This window comes from Mycobacterium sp. 1164985.4 (assembly GCF_001668575.1).
Lineage (GTDB): Bacteria > Actinomycetota > Actinomycetes > Mycobacteriales > Mycobacteriaceae > Mycobacterium.
This window is the reverse complement of sequence record NZ_LZMD01000085.1, coordinates 56,988-75,230: the sequence shown is the minus strand read 5'-3', so window position 1 is coordinate 75,230 and position 18,243 is coordinate 56,988. Positions and strand designations below refer to the sequence as shown.

Sequence of the window (18,243 nt, the reverse complement as noted above, 5' to 3'; positions counted from 1 at the left end):
CCAACCTCCCGAAAACCTCAGCCGCCCGGGCGCAGGAACCCCAACCGGTCGTATACCCGCCGCAGCGTCGCCGCAGACACGTCGCGCGCCCGTTCGGCGCCCGTCGCCAGTACCGATTCCAGTTCCGCGGGGTCGTCGAGCAGTTCGTCGACGCGGGTCTTGATCGGGGTGACGAACTCAACGACTCCCTCCGCGGTGTCGGATTTGAGGTCGCCGTAGCCGCGTCCGGCGTACCCCTCGACAAGCTTGTCGATGTCGGTGCCGGTGACCGCCGACTGGATGGTGAGCAGGTTCGACACCCCCGGTTTGGCGTCCGGGTCGAACCGCACCTCGCGCTCGCTGTCGGTGACCGCGGAGCGGATCTTCTTGGCCGAGGCCTTCGGATCGTCGAGCAGGCCGATCAGGCCGGCCTCGGTCCCCGCCGACTTGCTCATCTTCGACGTCGGATCCTGCAGGTCGTAGATCTTCGCCGTCGCCTTCGGAATCATCGGCTCGGGAATGACGAAGGTGTCCGGGAAACGGGAGTTGACCCGTTGCGCCACATCGCGTGCCAACTCGAGGTGCTGGCGCTGGTCCTCGCCGACCGGCACGAGATCGGTGTCGTAGAGAAGCACGTCGGCGGCCATCAGCACCGGATAGGTGAACAGCCCGACCGTGGTCGCCTCGCTGCCCTCCTTCTGGGACTTGTCCTTGAACTGCGTCATCCGCGACGCCTGCCCGAACCCGGTGAAACAGCCCAGCACCCAAGCCAATTCGGCGTGCGCCGGAACGTGGCTCTGCACGAAGATCGTGCTGCGGTTCGGATCGATGCCCAGCGCCAGGTACTGCGCGGCGGTGACCAGGGTGCGGCGCCTCAGCCGCTCGGGATCCTGCGGGATGGTGATCGCATGCAGGTCGACCACGCAGAAGAACGCGTCGTGGTCGTCCTGAAGGCCGACCCACTGTTGGATCGCGCCCAGCGCGTTGCCCAGGTGCAGCGAATCGGAGGTGGGTTGGACACCGGAGAAGACGACGGGTTTCGACGAACTGCTCATGATCGACCGATCATTTCACGCGGCCCGTATTCGACCGTCACCGGCGCGTGGTCCGACCAGCGCAGCGCATACGCCTCGGCGCGCTCCACCCGGGCCGCGACCGCCCGCGTCGCCAGGGCCTTCGTGGCCAGCTGATAGTCGACCCGCCAGCCGGCGTCGTTGTCGAAGGCGCGGCCCCGCCACGACCACCACGCGTACGGGCCCGGCTGGTCGGGGTGGAGCTCGCGAACCACGTCGACCCAGCCCGAGGCCAGCAGTTCGGTGAGCCATTGACGCTCGCTGGGCAGAAAACCGGACTTCTTGAGGTTTCCCTTCCAGTTCTTGATGTCGTTCTCGGTGTGAGCGATGTTCCAGTCGCCGCAGACGACGGCGTCCGAGTCGGTCAACGTCGCCATTCGCGCGGCGAGCTCGGCCATGAACCGTTCCTTCTCGAGCTGACGGTCGGTCTCGGCCTCACCGGTCTGAACGTAGACACTCGCCACCGTCGTCCCCGCGGTGTCGACCTCCAGGTAGCGGCCGTGCGCGCCGAACTCGTCGGAATCGAGCAGGCGGGAGGCGCCGATCGGGTGACGCGAGAGCACGGCGACGCCGCTGCGGCCCTTGATGTGCGGTTCGGCCGACGCGAGATGCCAGCCGTCGTCCAGTACAGGCGCCAGCGCGGCGGCCAGCTGGGCGTCGTCGGCGCGGGTCTCCTGCAGGCAGACCACGTCGGCGGTGGTCGACGCCAGCCAGGGCAGCAGGCCGCGATTCTGTAGCGAGCGCTCTTTGACCGCGGCGCGGATGCCGTTGACGTTGATGGTGCTGACGATCAGCGAGGTCACAGCGGCAGACCATACCGACGTACTTGCGGTACCGGCGGTATCACCTTAGTGTCGGGCTGATGGCTAGAAACTTGCCGCGCGACCCGCTCCACGTCGGCTCCGGCGAACCCATGCTGTTGCTACACCCGTTCATGATGTCGCAGAACGTGTGGAAGAAGGTCGTCCCGTTGATTGCCGACACCGGCCGCTACGAGGTGTTCGCACCCACGCTGCCCGGGCACAACGGCGGCGTGAAGGGGCACCGCTTCCTGGATACGAAAGAGCTCGCCGACGATGTCGAACGTCGACTCGACGCGCTCGGCTGGGACACCGCGCACGTCGTGGGCAACTCGCTTGGCGGCTGGGTCGCCTTCGAGCTGGAGCGCCGGGGCCGGGCCCGCACGCTGACCGGGATCGCGCCCGCGGGCGGCTGGAGCAAGTTCACGCCCGCCAAGTTCGAGATCGTCGGCAAGTTCGTCGCCGGCTTCCCGGTATGGCTGTTCACGCTCGCGTTCGGACAGCGGGTGCTGAAGTTCCCGTTCACGCGCTACCTGGCGCACTTCCCGATCAGCGCCACGCCGGACCGCCTGTCCGACGACGACCTCATCGACATCATCGACGACGTCACGCACTGTCCGGCCTACTACCAGCTGCTGGTGAAGTCGCTGCTGACGCCCGGCCTGATGGAGCTGGCCGAGAGCGACTGCCCCACGCACTTGGTGATCTGCGAGAAGGACCGCGTACTGCCGCATCCCCGGTTCACCCGCCATTTCACCGCACACCTGCAGTCGAGCCCGCAGATCACGCATCTCGAAGACGTCGGCCACATCCCGATGTTCGAGGCGCCGCAGCGCGTGGCGGACCTGATCCTCGAGTTCGTCGACCGCCATGTAGAACCGCCGCGCGAGGCGCTCGGCGGCTAAAGTTTCGTGACGGGTTCCGCCGTCGCACCCTCCAGCACCGAGTTCAAGGTCTTGCTCGGCCGCATCACCGCGGTGGTCTTCTCGGAGTCCGGGTAGTAGTACCCGCCGATGTCGACCGAATCGCCTTGCACCTCGGCCAGTTCGGACACGATCGCGTCCTCGTTCTCGGCAAGCGACTTGGCCAGGTCGGCGAAGTGGTCGGCCAGCTCTTTGTCGTCGGTCTGCTCCGCGAGCTGCTGCGCCCAGTACATCGCGAGGTAGAACTGGCTGCCCCTGTTGTCCAGCTCGCCGGTCTTGCGCGACGGACTCTTGTTGTTGTCCAACAACTTTCCTATCGCCGAGTCCAGCGTCTTGCCCAGCAGGACGGCGCGCTCATTGCCGGTCTTGCGCCCGATGTCTTCGAAACACGCTCCGAGAGCGAGGAATTCGCCCAGCGAATCCCAGCGCAGGTGGTTCTCCTCGACGAGCTGGTGAACGTGCTTCGGCGCCGAGCCGCCCGCACCGGTCTCGTACATGCCGCCACCGGCCATCAGCGGCACGATCGACAGCATCTTCGCGCTGGTGCCCAGCTCCAGGATCGGGAACAGGTCAGTCAGGTAGTCGCGCAGGATGTTTCCGGTCACCGCGATGGTGTCCTGGCCGCGAATCAACCGTTCCAGCGTGTATCGCATGGCCCACACCTGCGGCATGATCTGGATGTGCAGGCCCTCGGTGTCGTGCTCTTTGAGGTACTCCTTGACCTTCTTGCGCAGCTCCACCTCGTGCGGCCGCTCGGTGTCGAGCCAGAACAGCGCGGTCATGCCCGAAGCACGCGCCCTTGTCACGGCTAGCTTGACCCAGTCCCGGATCGCGGCGTCCTTGACCACCGGCATACGCCAGATGTCGCCGGTCTCGACGTTTTGGGTCAGGAGCACCTCGCCGGTGTCGACGTCGACGATGTTGGCGACGCCGTCCTCGGGGATCTCGAAGGTCTTGTCGTGGCTGCCGTACTCCTCGGCCTTCTGCGCCATGAGCCCGACGTTCGGAACGGTGCCGATGGTCGTCGGATCGAACTGGCCGTGGGTCTTACAGAAGTTGACCATCTCCTGATAGATCCGGCTGAACGTCGACTCGGGGTTCACCGCCTTGGTGTCTTTGGTCCGCCCGTCGGCGCCGTACATCTTGCCGCCGAGCCGGATCATCGCCGGCATCGAGGCGTCGACGATCACGTCGCTCGGCGAGTGGAAGTTGGTGATGCCGCGGGCCGAATCCACCATCGCCAGCTCCGGCCGGTGCTCGTGCACGGCGTGGATGTCCTGGACGATCTCCTCACGCTGTGAGGCGGGCAGCGCCTGGATCTTGTCGTACAGGTCGGACATCCCGTTGTTGACGTTCACGCCGAGCTCGTCGAGCACCTTCTGGTGCTTGGCGAACGCGTCCTTGTAGAAGACCTTCACCGCGTGGCCGAACACGATCGGGTGCGACACCTTCATCATCGTCGCCTTGACGTGCAGCGAGAACATCACGCCGGTCTTGTAGGCGTCCTCGATCTGTTCTTCGAAGAACTCGCACAGCGCCTTTTTGCTCATGAACATGCTGTCGATCACGTCGCCGCTGTCGAGCTTGACCTCGGGCTTGAGCACGAGGGTTTCGCCGCTCTTAGTTTCGAGCACCATCTTGACCTTGCGGTCCTTGTCGAGCGTCATCGACTTCTCGCCGTGGTAGAAGTCGCCCTTCTTCATGGTCGCCACGTGGGTGCGCGACGCCATCGACCACTCGCCCATGCTGTGCGGGTGCTTGCGTGCGTACTCTTTGACCGCCTTGGGGGCGCGCCGATCCGAATTACCCTGCCGCAGAATCGGGTTGACCGCGCTGCCGAGCACCTTGGCGTAGCGCTCCTTGATCTCTTTCTCCTCGTCGTTCTTGGGCTCGCCCGGATAGTCCGGCAGGTCGTAGCCCTTGGCCTTGAGCTCCTTGATGGCGGCCAGCAGCTGCGGCACTGACGCGCTGATGTTCGGCAGCTTGATGATGTTGGTGTCGGGCTTCTCGGTGAGCTCCCCCAGCTTGGCCAGGTTGTCGGGCACGCGCTGCTCTTCGGACAGGCGGTCGGAGAACTCCGCGAGGATGCGTGCCGCCACCGAGATGTCACTGGTCTCGACGTTGATGCCCGCCGGTTCGGTGAAGGTCCGAATGATCGGCAGGAACGCGTAGGTCGCCAGCAGCGGCGCCTCGTCGGTCAGCGTGTAGATGATGGTCGGCTGCTCGGCAGTCATGTGGGGTTCTCCCGGCTCGCTAGTCGGTCAGTCGACTACCAGTATTCCCTCGGAGGTGACCCCGTGTGTGAGCCAGGGGGTCCGCTTTCGGGTGTGTGATCTGCTACTGACCGGTAGCTTCGGGCGCGCCTCGCCGAGATCACCTCGCTGGCACGCCGTGAACAATATGAGATACGCTTCTCATCGGTCATGAGTGCCAGCGACAAGCCCCGGCTTGCTGGTCGGCAACCCTCCAACCGCGGTGGGGTGCCCCGGGTGATGACCAGGTTGAGTACCCGCTGACAAGCGGCTACCGGCAAGCGCGGGTCCGTTGTGACGGGCCCCCAGAGATGACAGCGGAGGTCCGGCGTGCGCAGTTACCGCTGAGTGCGTGAAATGCCCCTTCCCGGCCCCTCACAACAGGAGATTCGATGAGCACCGATGACACTGACCCCACCGCTCGGTGGGCGTTCGAGACCAAACAGGTCCATGCCGGCCAGACGCCCGACCCGGCGACCAACGCGCGGGCGCTGCCGATCTACCAGACCACGTCGTACACGTTCAACAGCACCGATCACGCCGCGGCGCTGTTCGGCCTGGCCGAGCCCGGCAACATCTACACCCGGATCATGAACCCGACGCAGGACGTCGTCGAGCAGCGCATAGCCGCGCTCGAGGGCGGCGTCGCGGCGCTGTTTCTGGCCTCCGGTCAGGCCGCCGAACACTTCGCGATCCTGAACCTGGCCAACACGGGCGACCACATCGTGTCCAGCCCGCGACTCTACGGCGGCACGTACAACCTGTTCCACTACACGTTCCCGAAGATCGGCATCGAGGTCAGCTTCGTCGAGGATCCCGACGACCCCGACTCCTGGCGTGCGGCCGTACGGCCCAATACGAAGGCGTTCTTCGCCGAGACGATCTCGAACCCCAAGATCGACGTGCTCGACATCCCCAACGTCGCCGCGGTCGCCCATGGCAACGGGGTGCCGCTGATCGTCGACAACACCATCGCCACCCCGTACCTGATCCAGCCGTTGCAGCACGGTGCGGACATCGTCGTGCACTCGGCCACCAAGTACCTGGGCGGGCACGGCGCCGCGATCGCCGGCGTCATCGTCGACGGCGGCACGTTCGACTGGACGAGCGGCAAGTTCCCCGGCTTCACCGAACCCGATCCCAGCTACCACGGCGTGGTGTTCGCCGAACTGGGCCCGCCGGCGTTCGCACTCAAGGCGCGAGTACAGCTGCTGCGCGACCTCGGTTCGGCGGCGTCGCCATTCAACGCGTTCCTGATCGCCCAGGGCCTGGAGACACTGAGCCTGCGCGTCGAGCGCCACGTCGCCAACGCCCAGAAGGTGGCCGAGTACCTCGAGGGCCACGACGACGTGATCTCGGTGAACTACGCCGGGTTGCCGTCGTCCCCCTGGTACGAACTCGGAAAGAAGTTGGCGCCCAAGGGCACCGGCGCTGTGCTCGCGTTCGAGCTGGCCGGCGGCGTCGACGCGGGCAAGTCCTTCGTCAACGCGCTGACCCTGCACAGCCACGTCGCCAACATCGGCGACGTCCGCTCGCTGGTGATCCATCCGGCGTCCACTACGCATGCCCAGCTGTCGCCGGAGGAGCAGTCGGCCGCCGGCGTCACGCCGGGGCTGGTGCGCCTGGCGGTCGGCATCGAGGGCATCGACGACATCCTGGCCGACCTCCAGCAGGGTTTCGCGGCGGCGAAGCCGTTCAGCTCCGCGGCCAAGGCCGATCCGAACACCGCGGCGGCGTTCTGATGACGATTTCGGAGGTACCCACCTTGAGTCTGCCCGTCGAAGGCGAAATCGGCGTGGTCGACATCGGCCCGCTGACGCTGGAGAACGGCGCGGTCATCGACGATGTGTCGATCGCCGTGCAGCGCTGGGGCGAGCTGTCGCCAACGCGCGACAACGTCGTCGTCGTGCTGCATGCACTGACCGGCGATTCGCACATCACCGGTCCGGCAGGACCCGACCACCCGACCCCCGGCTGGTGGGACGGTGTTGCGGGGCCAGGCGGGCCGATCGACACCGACCGCTGGTGCGCCGTGGCGACCAATGTGCTCGGTGGCTGCCGCGGCTCCACCGGCCCGAGCTCGCTGCATCCCGACGGCAAGGCGTGGGGTTCCCGCTTCCCGGTCGTCTCCGTGCGGGACCAGGTTCGCGCCGACATCGCCGCGCTGGAAGCGTTCGGCATCACCCAGGTCGCCGCGGTCATGGGCGGCTCGCTGGGCGGCGCCCGGGCGCTGGAGTGGATGGTCGGCCATCCCGACCGGGTGCGGTCGGGGCTGGTGATGGCCGTCGGCGCGCGAGCCACCGCCGATCAGATCGGCACCCAGTGCTCGCAGGTCGCCGCCATCAAAGCCGACCCGAACTGGCAGAACGGCGACTACTACGGCACCCGGCTCTCCCCCGACGTCGGCATGGAGATCGCCCGCCGGTTCGCGCATCTGACCTATCGCGGCGAGGAAGAGCTCGACACCCGGTTCGCCAACGATCCGCAGGACGGTGAGGACCCCGCCGTCGGCGGCCGCTACGCCGTGCAGAGCTATCTGGAGCATCAGGGCCGAAAGCTGGTGTCGCGGTTCGACGCCGGCACGTACGTGGCGCTCACCGAGGCGCTGTCGGGTCACGACGTCGGTCGCGGCCGCGGAGGTGTCGAGCCCGCCTTGCGTGGCTGCCCGGTGCCCGCGGTGGTCGGCGGCATCACCTCGGATCGGCTCTACCCCCTGCGGCTGCAGGAGGAGCTGGCCGAATTGCTGCCGGGCTGTGCCGGTTTGGATGTCGTGGACTCGATCTACGGGCATGACGGCTTTCTGGTGGAGACGGACGCGGTGTACAAGCTGATCCGCCGAACGCTGGAGCTGGCATCTCGGTGAGCGGGTCGGAGCACGATCGCTCGCTGTCGTTCGGCGCGGAAGCCGCGGCATACGAACGCGGTCGGCCGTCGTATCCGCCCGAGGCGATCGACTGGCTGTTGCCGTCGGATGCCTCCAAGGTGCTCGACCTCGGCGCGGGCACGGGCAAGCTGACCACTCGCCTTGTCGAGCGCGGTCTCGACGTCGTGGCGGTCGACCCGATCCCGGAAATGCTTGAGCTGCTGAGCAGTTCGCTGCCCGAGACGCCCGCACTGCTCGGCACCGCCGAGGAGATCCCGCTGCCCGACGACAGCGTGGACACCGTGCTGGTGGCCCAGGCATGGCACTGGTTCGACCCCGATCGCGCGGTCAAGGAGGTGGCGCGCGTGTTGCGCCCCGGGGGCCGGCTCGGTCTGGTGTGGAACACCCGCGACGAGCGGCTGGGCTGGGTGAAAGACCTCGGCCGCATCATCGGCCAAGAGCACGACCCGTTCAGCAACACCGTGGCGCTGCCCGAACCGTTCACCGGTGTCGAACGCCATCAGGTCGAGTGGACGAGTTACCTGACCCCGCAAGCTCTCATCGACCTGGTCGCGTCGCGCAGCTACTGCATCACGTCACCGGAGAAGGTGCGCACCAGGACGCTGGACCGGGTGCGCGAGCTGTTGGCGACCCATCCGGCACTGGCCAACTCGACGGGGCTCGCGCTGCCGTACGTCACGGTGTGCATCCGCGCTTCGCTGGCCTGAGCGTCGGCCTGTTCCGCGACCAGCCCTGGCTCACGTTCGGCAGCGGGTAACCGAACCAGCGCGTGAGAGCGATCCGCAGAGCGTCGGCCCCCGCGTCGTCGAATCGCTCAGCGGCCCAGGCGACATACCCGTCGGGCCGGACGAGCATGGCCGCAGCGGGCCGCTCCTGCGCCGATGCGGTGATCGGGTCGACACGCTTGACCCACGGCTCGCCGACCGCCGCAGCAACCCCGCCGTCGAGGTCCAGCAGCACCGCATGGCCGCGGTGCAGGAGTTCGGCGAGGCGACGGCCGTCAGTCAGCGTCAGCTCCGGCGCCATCCGCCCTGACAGCGGATGGTCGTCGCCGACCTCGTAGCGCACGTCCGAGCCGGCCAGCAGATCTGCGAGATGCTGTGAGACACCGCGCTGTTGGGACAGCTCGCCGAACAGTGTCCGCAGCGCTTCGACGTCGGGTCCAGGCGCCGAGAGCGCGAGCTGAGCCTGCGAATGCATCATCACCCGTTCGCCGACCGGATAACGCTCGGACTCGTAGGTGTCGAGCAGATCGTCGACGTGCCAGCCGCTTACGACGGCCGCCAGCTTCCAGCCGAGGTTGACCGCATCGGCCAACCCCAGGTTCAGGCCCGGCCCTCCCATCGGCGAATGGACATGCGCCGCGTCGCCGAGCAGCAGCACCCGGCCGGCCCGGTAGCGGTCGGCCTGACGCGAGTTGATGTTCTCGAGCCGCCGAAGGGCGTGCGGGCCCGCCGATTTCGGTGTGTCCAACGGCACGTCCACCCCGATGAGACGGCGGACGCTGGCGCGCAACTCGTCGAGCGTCATGTCGTCGGCGCTTTGACTGGCCCTGCCGTATTCGATGGTGCCCAGCAGCGGGCGGTCGGGCTCGAGCGGGAAGAGGATGATGCTTCCGCGTTCGAAGCGGTTGTAGCCGAACCTCAGGCGGCCGAAGCCGGGAATGTCGTATCCCTGGCCGGGAACGAGGAACTCGTCGGGCAGTCCGACATGGGCGACGCGGCTCTCGATCGGCGACGTGTGCCCGGGGAATCCGATCCCCGCACGCTTGCGGACGAAGCTGCGGCCGCCGTCGGCGCCGACCAGATAGCGCGTGCGCAGTTCGTAGGGCCGCCCGTCCCCCGCGACCGTCACCGCAACGGACTCGGTACCCGGTTCCAGGTCGACCAGCTCGTGCCCCCACCGGATGTCGACACCGAGCCCGCGTGCGTGCTTCTCCAATAGCCGCACCAGCCGCGGCTGCGGAATTAGCAACGCATGCATCGGGTTCGGTTCGATGTCGAGAAAGTTCAGCGCCATCCCTGCGAATGGCCAGCCGCCTGCGGGGCGCGGGGGTCCCTCGTCACCGCCGAAAGCGTGGTAGAGCCCACGCATGTCGAGTTGCCGGATCGCCTGGCCCACAAGGCCGTTGGCCTTGGGCTCGTCACTCGGACCCGGGAGCCGGTCGAGCACCACGGGGCGCACACCCGCGAGCGCGAGCTCGCACGCCAGCAGCAGTCCGTTGGGGCCGGCTCCGCTGATGACGACGCTATCGACGGTCACGACGTGCTCGGATCCGGTAGTCCCGCGGCCACTTCCGCGAACCCCGCACGGATCAGCGTGGTGATCGGCACCGGCGGATCGGCACGCACGTAGATCTCGGTTGCCGCGTCGCCGACGGCGCGCACGACGGCCGCGACGAGCCGCGGGTACATGTCGCGCTGCGGATCGGTTGCCGTGCGCTCGGCGACCACCTCCATCCACTCATCGAACAACTCCCTCGAAACCGCGTCGCGAATCTCGGGTCGCATCAGAAGTTTTCGTATCTCGGCGAACTCTTCACGACTGGGTATCCGGCGCTCCGCGCCGTCGACGTCGCTCATGTCCTCTTCCAGCGGTGCGAGCACGGACTCGGTGATAGACGTCCACAGCGGCTCGTCGGCGGGCCGGTCGCGCAGCACGGCGATGCTGCGCCGCAGCCGTTGGGTCTGACGGTAGGCCAGTGCCTCGTACTTCCCGCTGAAGTAGTTGTTGAAGGTGCGCAGTGATACGCCCGCGAGGTCGGCGATCGCCTCGCGGGTCACACCATCGAATCCACGCTCCAACGCGAGCTTGAGCGCGGCGTCGCTCAGCGCGCGCCTCGTGTCGAGCTTCTTGCGCTCCCGGAGTCCGGCCATACGAACACGGTAACCACAAACTTGCCTACTGTGCAAGATTGCATGCCGGGCAATTTCCTGTGAGTCAGCTGGTACCCAACGGGTCGATGGTCCACGCGATGTAGAGCATGGTGGCGCTGACGATCGCGGTCGTGACGAAGTCGACGCCGCGACTGCGCACCGCGAGCAGTCCGGCACGGTCATCGCTCAGCAGCAGCCGCAACGCCGCCGCCACGCCGACCCCGATCGCCATCACGAGCGCGCCCCGCCGCCAATAGCCCGCGACCACCAGGACGAACGCGGCGGCGAAGATCAGGCCGACCGACCAGAACGGCCATTGGCCGGCGAAAACCTTGCGCGCGAACTCCTTTGGCGTCACGTCGCGGCCAGTACCTCCGCGCGCTCGACCACATTCGTCAGCAGGAACGCGCGCGTCAGCGGACCCACACCGCCCGGATTGGGTGACACATGGCCCGCGACATCCCATACGTCAGGGTGGACATCACCGACAAGCTTGCCGTTCTCGTCGCGGCTGACCCCGACGTCGACGACGGCCGCGCCGGGCCGAACCATCTCGGCGGTCACCATGTGCGGCATGCCCGCCGCGGCGATGATGATGTCCGCCTCGCGGGCCAACTCCGGCAGGTGACGAGTTGCGGTGTGGCACAACGTGACCGTCGCGTTCTCGGAGCGTCGGGTCAACAGCAGCCCGAGCGGGCGTCCGACGGTTACTCCGCGACCGATGACCACGACGTGAGCGCCGGCGATCTCCACCTCGTAGCGGCGCAGCAGGTGCACGATCCCCCGCGGGGTGCACGGCAGCGGGGCCGGCTCGTTGAGCACCAGGCGACCCAGGTTGGTCGGGTGCAGGCCGTCGGCGTCCTTGCCCGGGTCGATGCGCTCCAAGGCGGAGTTCTCGTTGAGGTGTTTGGGCAGCGGAAGCTGGACGATGTAACCGGTGCACTCGGGGTTGGCGTTGAGCTCGTCGATCGTCTCGTCGAGCGTGGCCTGGCTGATGTCGGCGGGCAGGTCGCGGCGGATCGAGTTGATTCCGACCTTCGCACAGTCGGAGTGCTTGCCGCGTACGTAGGCGTGGGAGCCGGGGTCGTCGCCGACGAGCACCGTGCCCAGTCCGGGCGTGCGTTCGGCCGCGGTCAGCGCCGCGACCCGCTCCTTGAGGTCGACGAAGATCTCGTCGCGCGTGGCCTTACCGTCCAGTGTGATCGCACCCACGGGTCTCAGTCTGGCATGCTCGCTTTCTATGAACACTCAGCCCAATGTGTTCACCCCGGCCAAACTCGGCCCGGTGACGCTGCGCAACCGGATCATCAAGGCGGCGACGTTCGAGGCATCGACGCCGAACGCGCTCGTCACCGACGAGTTGATCAACTATCACCGGCTGCCCGCCGCAGGCGGGGTCGGCATGACGACGGTCGCCTACTGCGCGGTGGCCCCCGGCGGACGCACCGACGGCTGGCAGATCTGGATGCGGCCGGAGGCCGTGCCGGGATTGACGAGGCTGACCGAAGCGATCCACGCCGAGGGCGCGGCGATCAGCGCGCAGATCGGACACGCGGGACCGGTCGCCAACGCACGGACCAACAAGGCCAAGGCGCTGGCGCCGGTGCGCTTCTTCAACCCGCTCTCGATGCGGTTCGCCAAGAAGGCCACGCGCGACGACATCCGCGAGGTCACCGAGGCGCACGCCAACGCCGCGTGCCTGGCGATCGAATCCGGGTTCGACGCGGTCGAGATCCACCTCGGCCACAACTACCTCGCCAGCTCGTTCCTGAGTCCGCTGCTCAACCGCCGCACCGATGAGTTCGGCGGCTCGCTGGAGAATCGGGCCAAGGTCGCGCGCGGCGTCGTTCGGGCCGTGCGCCAGGCCGTCGCAAAGAAGGGCAACCCGATCGCGGTGACGGCCAAGCTCACCATGTCCGACGGCGTGCGCGGTGGCATCACCGTCGAGGAGGCGTTGCAGACAGCGAAGTGGCTGGAAGAGGACGGCGGATTGGACGCCATCGAACTGACCGCGGGTAGCTCGCTCGTCAACCCGATGTACCTGTTCCACGGCGATGCACCGGTCAAGGAGTTCGCCAACGCCTTCAAACCGCCGATCCGGTGGGGCATCCGGATGACCGGCAAGAAGTTCCTGCGCGAGTACCCCTACCGCGAGGCGTTCCTGTTACGCCATGCCCGGCAGTTCCGCGCCGAGCTGAAGCTGCCGCTGATCCTGTTGGGCGGCATCACCAATCGCGAAACGATGGACCTGGCGATGGCCGAAGGCTTCGACTTCGTGGCAATGGGCCGCGCTCTGCTGGCCGAACCGGATCTGCTGAACCGCATCCAGGCGGACAGCTCGGTGCGGTCGATCTGCGATCACTGCAACAAGTGCATGCCGACGATCTACAGCCACACCCATTGCGTGCTGACGGGGGCGCCAGACAACTATCAGCCGTCGACGGCGGGCCGCGGTTCGACGTAGGCCACCATCGGTTCGGTGACCAACACTCGGTCGTCCGCGCTCACGACGAGTTCCTTCGCCGAGAACGTATAGGTGGCTCCGTCGTTCTCGGCGGTGAACACCCCGTCGGTCTTTTCGATCGCCGGGGCGGTCAGCACCAGGCCGTCCTTCATCCGCACACCGCGGTACTCGTGGCTGCCACCCCGCTCGCAGATCGCCACGAGCGCGAACTGGGTGCGGCCGAAAGCCACTGGCTGCCACGGCGCCTCGCACCGGGCCTTCGAATCGACGAACCCGCGGTCGTCGATGGCGATCGCGCTCTGCGCGTCGACCGTCGGCGCCAGGAACGCCGCGGCGAGGCAAAGCCCAGCAATGCCGACGACCACGAAAGGCGCCCGAGACACCATGCCCTATGGTGACCACGTTTCACCACCAACCGCGCGCGACTCGCCGGATGACCGGCAAACTTTCGTCAGTCGCCCGGTACGAGGGCCTCGGCGCACTCGGTGACGATCGCATCCGCGCTTGCCGGAATCGCCGTCCCCGCCAGCAGGTGTCGGCGCACGACGGCATAGGGGATGTCGATCACCGCCGCGTTCACCCGGTCGCCGTCGGCGTGCAGTCCGGACAGCAGGCGCCGCAAGCGCCGGTGCAGGCGGCGCCTTCTTTCGTGCAACTCGGGGGGCCACTCGGCGGCGCACAGCGCATCGGCACCCGCGAGCAGAACCGCCGCCTCGGTGCGGTGGTCGCGACACCATTGGACCGTGTGACGGGCGCCCGCAACACATCGCGCGCGTGTGTCGCCCGGACCATTCAGCGCCGCCGCGAACCCTTCACCGAAACGCTCCTCGGTGCGCATCCACAGTTCCCCGCACAGCGCCGCCCGACCCGAAAACCGGTGATACATCGACCCGCTCGGCGCCCCCGCCGCACGCGCCACCGCGGACACGGTCACCGCGGCGGGCCCCTGCTCGGCGAGCAGTGCCGCGGCGGCGTCCAGGAGAACGTCGGCGCTGAAGCGCGCGGGCCTCGGCATTGCCACAGCCTATAATAGAGACTAATCTCTAATACTCAAGGAGGTAGTCGTGTCCACTTCCATCGACGTCGCCCGGCGGTTGTACGGCGCGCTCGCACGTGCCGACGGTCCAGCGCTCTTCCAATTGTTGACCGACGATTTCATCGGCACCGTCAGCGCCGGCATGCCACACGGTGTCGGCGGACGGCATCACGGTCCGGCCGACATGATCGCCGGGGTCTGGGGCCGCATCGGAGCGCTGTACGACATGCACGTCGACCCGTCCGAGTATCTGGCGGTCGACGACGATCGCGTCGTGGTCATCGGCCGGTACTGGGGTCCCGCCCAAGACTGCCGAAGCACCGTCGACGCAGCGTTCGCACACGTCATCACCACACGCGAGGACCGCATCGCGGCGCTGCATCAGATCACCGACACCGCAAGGTGGAACATTCCCCGGCCGTGACCGCGTAGTCGGACCTCCGCCTCCGACGTCCCTACCGTTAGAGTTGGCGTCGATGAGCCGACCCGCCCCACCCGCGCTGACCGTTCGGTACGACGGATCGACCCGGACCTTCGCGGCGGGAAATGACGTCGTCGTCGGCCGTGACCTCCGCGCCGACGTTCGTATCGCCCACCCCCTTATCTCGCGTGCGCATTTGGTGTTGCGCTTCGATCAGGGCCGCTGGGTCGCGATCGACAACGGCAGCCTCAACGGGATGTTCGTCAACAACCGCCGCGTCCCGGCGGTCGACATCTCCGACGGTCAGACGGTCAACATCGGCAATCCCGACGGTCCGCGGCTGACGTTCGAGGTCGGCCGCCACCAGGGTGCGGTGGGCCGCACACCGACGGTGGCCGTGCCGATCGCCAACAACCGGCCGACGGGCAACTACCCCACGGCTCCGCCGCCGCATGTCTCGGGTCCCCACACCGGGCGGCCGTACGGGCCACCGCCGGGTCAGGGGCGTCAGCCACCGACCTATCCGAGTGCGCCTCCCCCGCCGCGGTATCCGAGCACGCCGCAGCCGGCTGCGTATACGAGCCCCCAGCGGCCCGCGCGGCAGCCCATGTCCTCACCTGCGCTCGAGTCGGCGACGATGATGGGCCCGACGGCCGCGCCGCGCTCGAGCGAAAGCAACCTCGCCACGAGCATGCTCAGGATCCTGCGGCCCGGAAGCCGGCCTACCGACAACGTGCCCGGCGCGGTCAAGATCGGGCGCGCCACCGACAACGACATCGTCGTGCCCGATGTGCTGGCGTCGCGTCACCACGCCACCCTGGTGCCGACGGCCGACGGGACCGAGATCGTCGACAACCGCAGCATCAACGGCACGTTCGTCAACGGTGCACGGGTCGAGTCGGCGCTGCTTCGCGAGGGCGACACGGTCACGATCGGCAACATCGACCTCGTCTTCTCGGACGGCACGCTGGTCCGTCGCACCGAGACCGAGGCCGCGACCCGCACCGGCGGGCTCGAGGTGCACGGCGTCACGTGGACCATCGAGAACAACAAGACGCTGCTGAACAACATCTCGATCGCCGCGCGGCCCGGCACCCTGACCGCCGTGATCGGCCCTTCGGGCGCAGGCAAGTCGACGTTCGCGCGATTGGTCGCGGGCTATACCCATCCGACGACGGGCACGGTGACGTTCGAGGGTCACAACGTGCACGCCGAGTACGCCTCGCTGCGCTCGAGAATCGGGATGGTGCCGCAGGACGACGTCGTCCATGGTCAGCTGACCGTGCGCCAGGCGCTGATGTACGCCGCGGAACTGCGCCTGCCGCCGGACACCACGAAGGCGGACCGCGAACAGGTCGTCATGCAGGTGCTCGAGGAACTCGAGATGACCAAGCATCTGGAGACCCGTGTCGACAAGCTCTCCGGCGGCCAGCGCAAGCGGGCCTCGGTGGCGCTCGAACTGCTGACGGGCCCGTCGCTGCTGATCCTCGACGAGCCGACGTCGGGCCTGGACCCCGCCCTGGACCGCCAGGTCATGACGATGCTGCGGCAGTTGGCCGACGCCGGCCGCGTCGTGCTGGTCGTCACGCACTCGCTGACCTACCTCGACGTCTGCGACTCGGTGCTCCTGCTGGCGCCGGGCGGTAAGACCGCGTTCTACGGCCCGCCCAGCCAAATCGGCCCGTCGATGGGCACGACCAACTGGGCCGACATCTTCAGCAGCGTGGCCAGCGATCCCGACGCAGCCAACCAGCGCTTCCTGTCTCAGCACGGGCCCCCACCGCCGGCGCCACCCACCGAGGAGCCGTCCGATCTGGGCAGCCCCACCAGTACGAGCGTGCGGCGACAGTTCTCGACGATCGCGCGGCGCCAGGTGCGACTGGTGATCTCCGATCGCGGCTACTTCGCGTTCCTGATGCTGCTGCCGTTCATCATGGGCGTGCTGTCGCTCTCGGTGCCCGGTGACGTCGGGTTCGGTGTCCCGGTGCCCGCGATGCAGGGCGGTGCCGCACCCAACGAGCCGGGTCAGATCCTGGTCATGCTCAACGTCGGCGCCATTTTCATGGGCACGGCGCTGACCATTCGGGCACTGATCGGTGAGCGGGCGATCTTCCGTCGCGAGCAGGCCGTCGGATTGTCCACCACCGCATACCTTTTGGCGAAGGTGTTCGTGTTCACGCTGTTCGCGATCGTGCAGTCGGCGATCGTCACGGTGATCGCGATCATCGGCAAGGGCTGGGGCCCCGGCGCGGTGGACAGCGGCTCGCTGCTCGGTAACCGCAGCATCGAGTTGTTCGTCGACATCGCGGTGACGACGGTGGCCGCGGCGATGGTCGGGTTGGCGCTCTCGGCGTTGGCCAGATCCAACGAACAGATCATGCCGCTGCTGGTCGTCGCGATCATGTCGCAGCTGGTGTTCTCGGGCGGCATGATCCCGGTGACGGACCGGATCGTGCTCGATCAGATGTCCTGGTTCACGCCTGCCCGTTGGGGTTTCGCGGCGTCCGCCTCGACCATCGACCTCATCCGGCTGGTGCCGGGCCCGCTGACACCCAACGACCGGCACTGGGACCACACGTCCGGGACATGGCTCTTCGACATGGCCATGCTCGCGCTCATCTGTGTCGGCTATACGACGTTCGTGCGCTGGCGGATCCGGCTGAGCAGCAGCTAGCGCAGCGTGCCGGAGACGACGGCCTCGGCGGTGAACGTCACGCCCCGATCGGTCCCGTCGTCATCATCGGGCCACGCCACCGCCGCGGTGCCCGAGATCGCAACGGTGGCACCGGTCGTGAAGTCGATGAACAGAACGGCCGCCGCGGGATCGACCGCGATGTTGCCCAGGCTGTTGAACATGTTGTTTCCGGGATAGTCGGGCCACCACAGCCGGCTGCCCTCGACCCTGACGAAACCCGGTGGGCCGCCCCGGTGCGACGCGTCGACGCCGCGGGTCGGATGCTCGGTGCCGAGGAAGAACGTGTCCGCCCGGGTGATGAGCGCCGTCTGTGACGGTTGCAGCTTGTCCGAGCGGATGTACCCGTGCGGCGGCGCAGACGGTTGCACGGGGGAAAGATCGCGCGGCTGGATGTATCTCGGGCAGTTGCCGAACGCCTGGTCGACGTCGACGGTCAGGCCGTCGGCGGTCACGTCGCTGACGATGCCGTTGACCCGGACGCGTCGGCGCGAGGCGAAGTCGATGGCCAGCATGCCGATCGGCTGGCCCGCGGCGAGGCCGTGCAACGGGTCCCCGGGATCCGGCCGGACCGCAATTCGAAGAGTGCGATCGTGCGCCTCGAGAAAGCCGGCCCGGGCGTGCAACGGGGATGTCCATAGTCGGCCGTCGTCTCCCCTGGCCGTCACGACGGCGAACTCCCGGACTGACAGAAACATGCCGATGCTGCCGTTCAGGTCCGGCGCGGCCAGCATCCCCCTGCCCAGCCGCGCGGCCTCTGCCATGACGCCGGCGCGCGCCTGTACGGCTAGTTCGCCTTCGTGGAAGCCGTTCTGGCTGACGGCACTCATGCACTACGAAACC

The 18,243-nt window shown here is 67.6% G+C and carries 17 protein-coding genes and 1 riboswitch; of the genes, 7 read left to right on the top strand and 10 right to left on the bottom strand.

Annotated elements, in window-relative coordinates; all coding sequences use genetic code 11:
• Positions 1 to 17 precede the first annotated feature (17 nt).
• Positions 18 to 1,034: a tryptophan--tRNA ligase gene (gene trpS, locus A5650_RS18935; RefSeq protein ID WP_067294907.1), complete on the bottom strand. Its 1,017-nt coding sequence runs from the start codon at positions 1,032 to 1,034 to the stop codon at positions 18 to 20.
• Positions 1,031 to 1,846 carry an exodeoxyribonuclease III gene (locus tag A5650_RS18930; protein ID WP_067295437.1) on the bottom strand — a complete coding sequence of 272 codons (816 nt, stop codon included), beginning with the start codon at positions 1,844 to 1,846 and terminating at the stop codon, positions 1,031 to 1,033. The genes trpS and A5650_RS18930 overlap by 4 nt, the downstream gene beginning before the upstream one ends.
• A 119-nt stretch (positions 1,847 to 1,965) precedes the next feature.
• On the opposite strand from A5650_RS18930, the gene ephH reads away from it, so the two are divergent.
• Positions 1,966 to 2,757, top strand: coding sequence for an epoxide hydrolase EphH (gene ephH / locus A5650_RS18925; RefSeq protein ID WP_082950841.1), 792 nt, complete (start codon positions 1,966 to 1,968; stop codon positions 2,755 to 2,757).
• Here ephH and A5650_RS18920 read toward each other — a convergent pair.
• Positions 2,754 to 5,009: an NADP-dependent isocitrate dehydrogenase gene (locus A5650_RS18920; RefSeq protein WP_067294904.1), complete on the bottom strand. Its 2,256-nt coding sequence runs from the start codon at positions 5,007 to 5,009 to the stop codon at positions 2,754 to 2,756. The two genes, ephH and A5650_RS18920, sit on opposite strands and share 4 nt — an antisense overlap.
• Positions 5,010 to 5,194: 185 nt before the next feature.
• Positions 5,195 to 5,317: riboswitch (SAM riboswitch) on the top strand.
• A 102-nt stretch (positions 5,318 to 5,419) separates the two neighbouring features.
• Here A5650_RS18920 and A5650_RS18915 point away from each other — a divergent pair.
• Genes A5650_RS18915 through A5650_RS18905 form a run of 3 tightly spaced genes read left to right on the top strand, consistent with a single transcriptional unit; the run spans position 5,420 to position 8,618 of the window.
• On the top strand, positions 5,420 to 6,769 hold the full coding sequence (locus tag A5650_RS18915) for a bifunctional o-acetylhomoserine/o-acetylserine sulfhydrylase (RefSeq protein WP_067294901.1): 1,350 nt from the start codon (positions 5,420 to 5,422) through the stop codon (positions 6,767 to 6,769).
• Positions 6,769 to 7,890: a homoserine O-acetyltransferase MetX gene (metX, locus tag A5650_RS18910; RefSeq protein WP_067294897.1), complete on the top strand. Its 1,122-nt coding sequence runs from the start codon at positions 6,769 to 6,771 to the stop codon at positions 7,888 to 7,890. Before A5650_RS18915 ends, metX begins: the two co-directional genes overlap by 1 nt.
• A complete protein-coding gene (locus A5650_RS18905; RefSeq protein ID WP_067294894.1) occupies positions 7,887 to 8,618 on the top strand; it encodes a class I SAM-dependent methyltransferase in 732 nt (243 codons plus the stop codon). The genes metX and A5650_RS18905 overlap by 4 nt, the downstream gene beginning before the upstream one ends.
• Here the strand turns inward: A5650_RS18905 and A5650_RS18900 are convergent.
• The 4 genes from A5650_RS18900 to A5650_RS18885 form a co-directional block, all read right to left on the bottom strand.
• Positions 8,587 to 10,173 carry an FAD-dependent monooxygenase gene (locus tag A5650_RS18900; RefSeq protein ID WP_067294890.1) on the bottom strand — a complete coding sequence of 529 codons (1,587 nt, stop codon included), beginning with the start codon at positions 10,171 to 10,173 and terminating at the stop codon, positions 8,587 to 8,589. The genes A5650_RS18905 and A5650_RS18900 overlap by 32 nt on opposite strands.
• Positions 10,170 to 10,787: a TetR family transcriptional regulator gene (locus A5650_RS18895; RefSeq protein ID WP_067294887.1), complete on the bottom strand. Its 618-nt coding sequence runs from the start codon at positions 10,785 to 10,787 to the stop codon at positions 10,170 to 10,172. The genes A5650_RS18900 and A5650_RS18895 overlap by 4 nt, the downstream gene beginning before the upstream one ends.
• A 64-nt stretch (positions 10,788 to 10,851) precedes the next feature.
• On the bottom strand, positions 10,852 to 11,145 hold the full coding sequence (locus A5650_RS18890; protein ID WP_067294884.1) for a DUF3017 domain-containing protein: 294 nt from the start codon (positions 11,143 to 11,145) through the stop codon (positions 10,852 to 10,854).
• Complete coding sequence (locus A5650_RS18885) at positions 11,142 to 11,999, bottom strand: bifunctional methylenetetrahydrofolate dehydrogenase/methenyltetrahydrofolate cyclohydrolase (protein WP_067294881.1); 858 nt, start codon at positions 11,997 to 11,999, stop codon at positions 11,142 to 11,144. Before A5650_RS18885 ends, A5650_RS18890 begins: the two co-directional genes overlap by 4 nt.
• A 28-nt stretch (positions 12,000 to 12,027) precedes the next feature.
• On the opposite strand from A5650_RS18885, the gene A5650_RS18880 reads away from it, so the two are divergent.
• On the top strand, positions 12,028 to 13,251 hold the full coding sequence (locus tag A5650_RS18880; RefSeq protein ID WP_067294878.1) for an NADH:flavin oxidoreductase: 1,224 nt from the start codon (positions 12,028 to 12,030) through the stop codon (positions 13,249 to 13,251).
• Here A5650_RS18880 and A5650_RS18875 read toward each other — a convergent pair.
• Both A5650_RS18875 and A5650_RS18870 read right to left on the bottom strand, forming a co-directional pair.
• Positions 13,218 to 13,634 carry a hypothetical protein gene (locus A5650_RS18875; protein ID WP_156744196.1) on the bottom strand — a complete coding sequence of 139 codons (417 nt, stop codon included), beginning with the start codon at positions 13,632 to 13,634 and terminating at the stop codon, positions 13,218 to 13,220. The genes A5650_RS18880 and A5650_RS18875 overlap by 34 nt on opposite strands.
• A gap of 68 nt (positions 13,635 to 13,702) precedes the next feature.
• Complete coding sequence (locus tag A5650_RS18870; RefSeq protein WP_067294871.1) at positions 13,703 to 14,266, bottom strand: TetR/AcrR family transcriptional regulator; 564 nt, start codon at positions 14,264 to 14,266, stop codon at positions 13,703 to 13,705.
• A 49-nt stretch (positions 14,267 to 14,315) separates the two neighbouring features.
• Between A5650_RS18870 and A5650_RS18865 the strand changes: the two genes are divergently transcribed.
• Together A5650_RS18865 and A5650_RS18860 are read left to right on the top strand one after the other, a co-directional pair.
• Positions 14,316 to 14,711 (top strand): nuclear transport factor 2 family protein, encoded by a 396-nt coding sequence (locus A5650_RS18865; protein WP_067294868.1) that lies wholly within the window; start codon positions 14,316 to 14,318, stop codon positions 14,709 to 14,711.
• A gap of 52 nt (positions 14,712 to 14,763) precedes the next feature.
• Positions 14,764 to 17,382, top strand: coding sequence for an FHA domain-containing protein (locus tag A5650_RS18860; protein ID WP_067294865.1), 2,619 nt, complete (start codon positions 14,764 to 14,766; stop codon positions 17,380 to 17,382).
• Here the strand turns inward: A5650_RS18860 and A5650_RS18855 are convergent.
• Entirely contained in the window at positions 17,379 to 18,230 is an 852-nt protein-coding gene (locus tag A5650_RS18855) for a pyridoxamine 5'-phosphate oxidase family protein (protein WP_067294861.1), read from the bottom strand. The genes A5650_RS18860 and A5650_RS18855 overlap by 4 nt on opposite strands.
• Positions 18,231 to 18,243 lie beyond the last annotated feature (13 nt).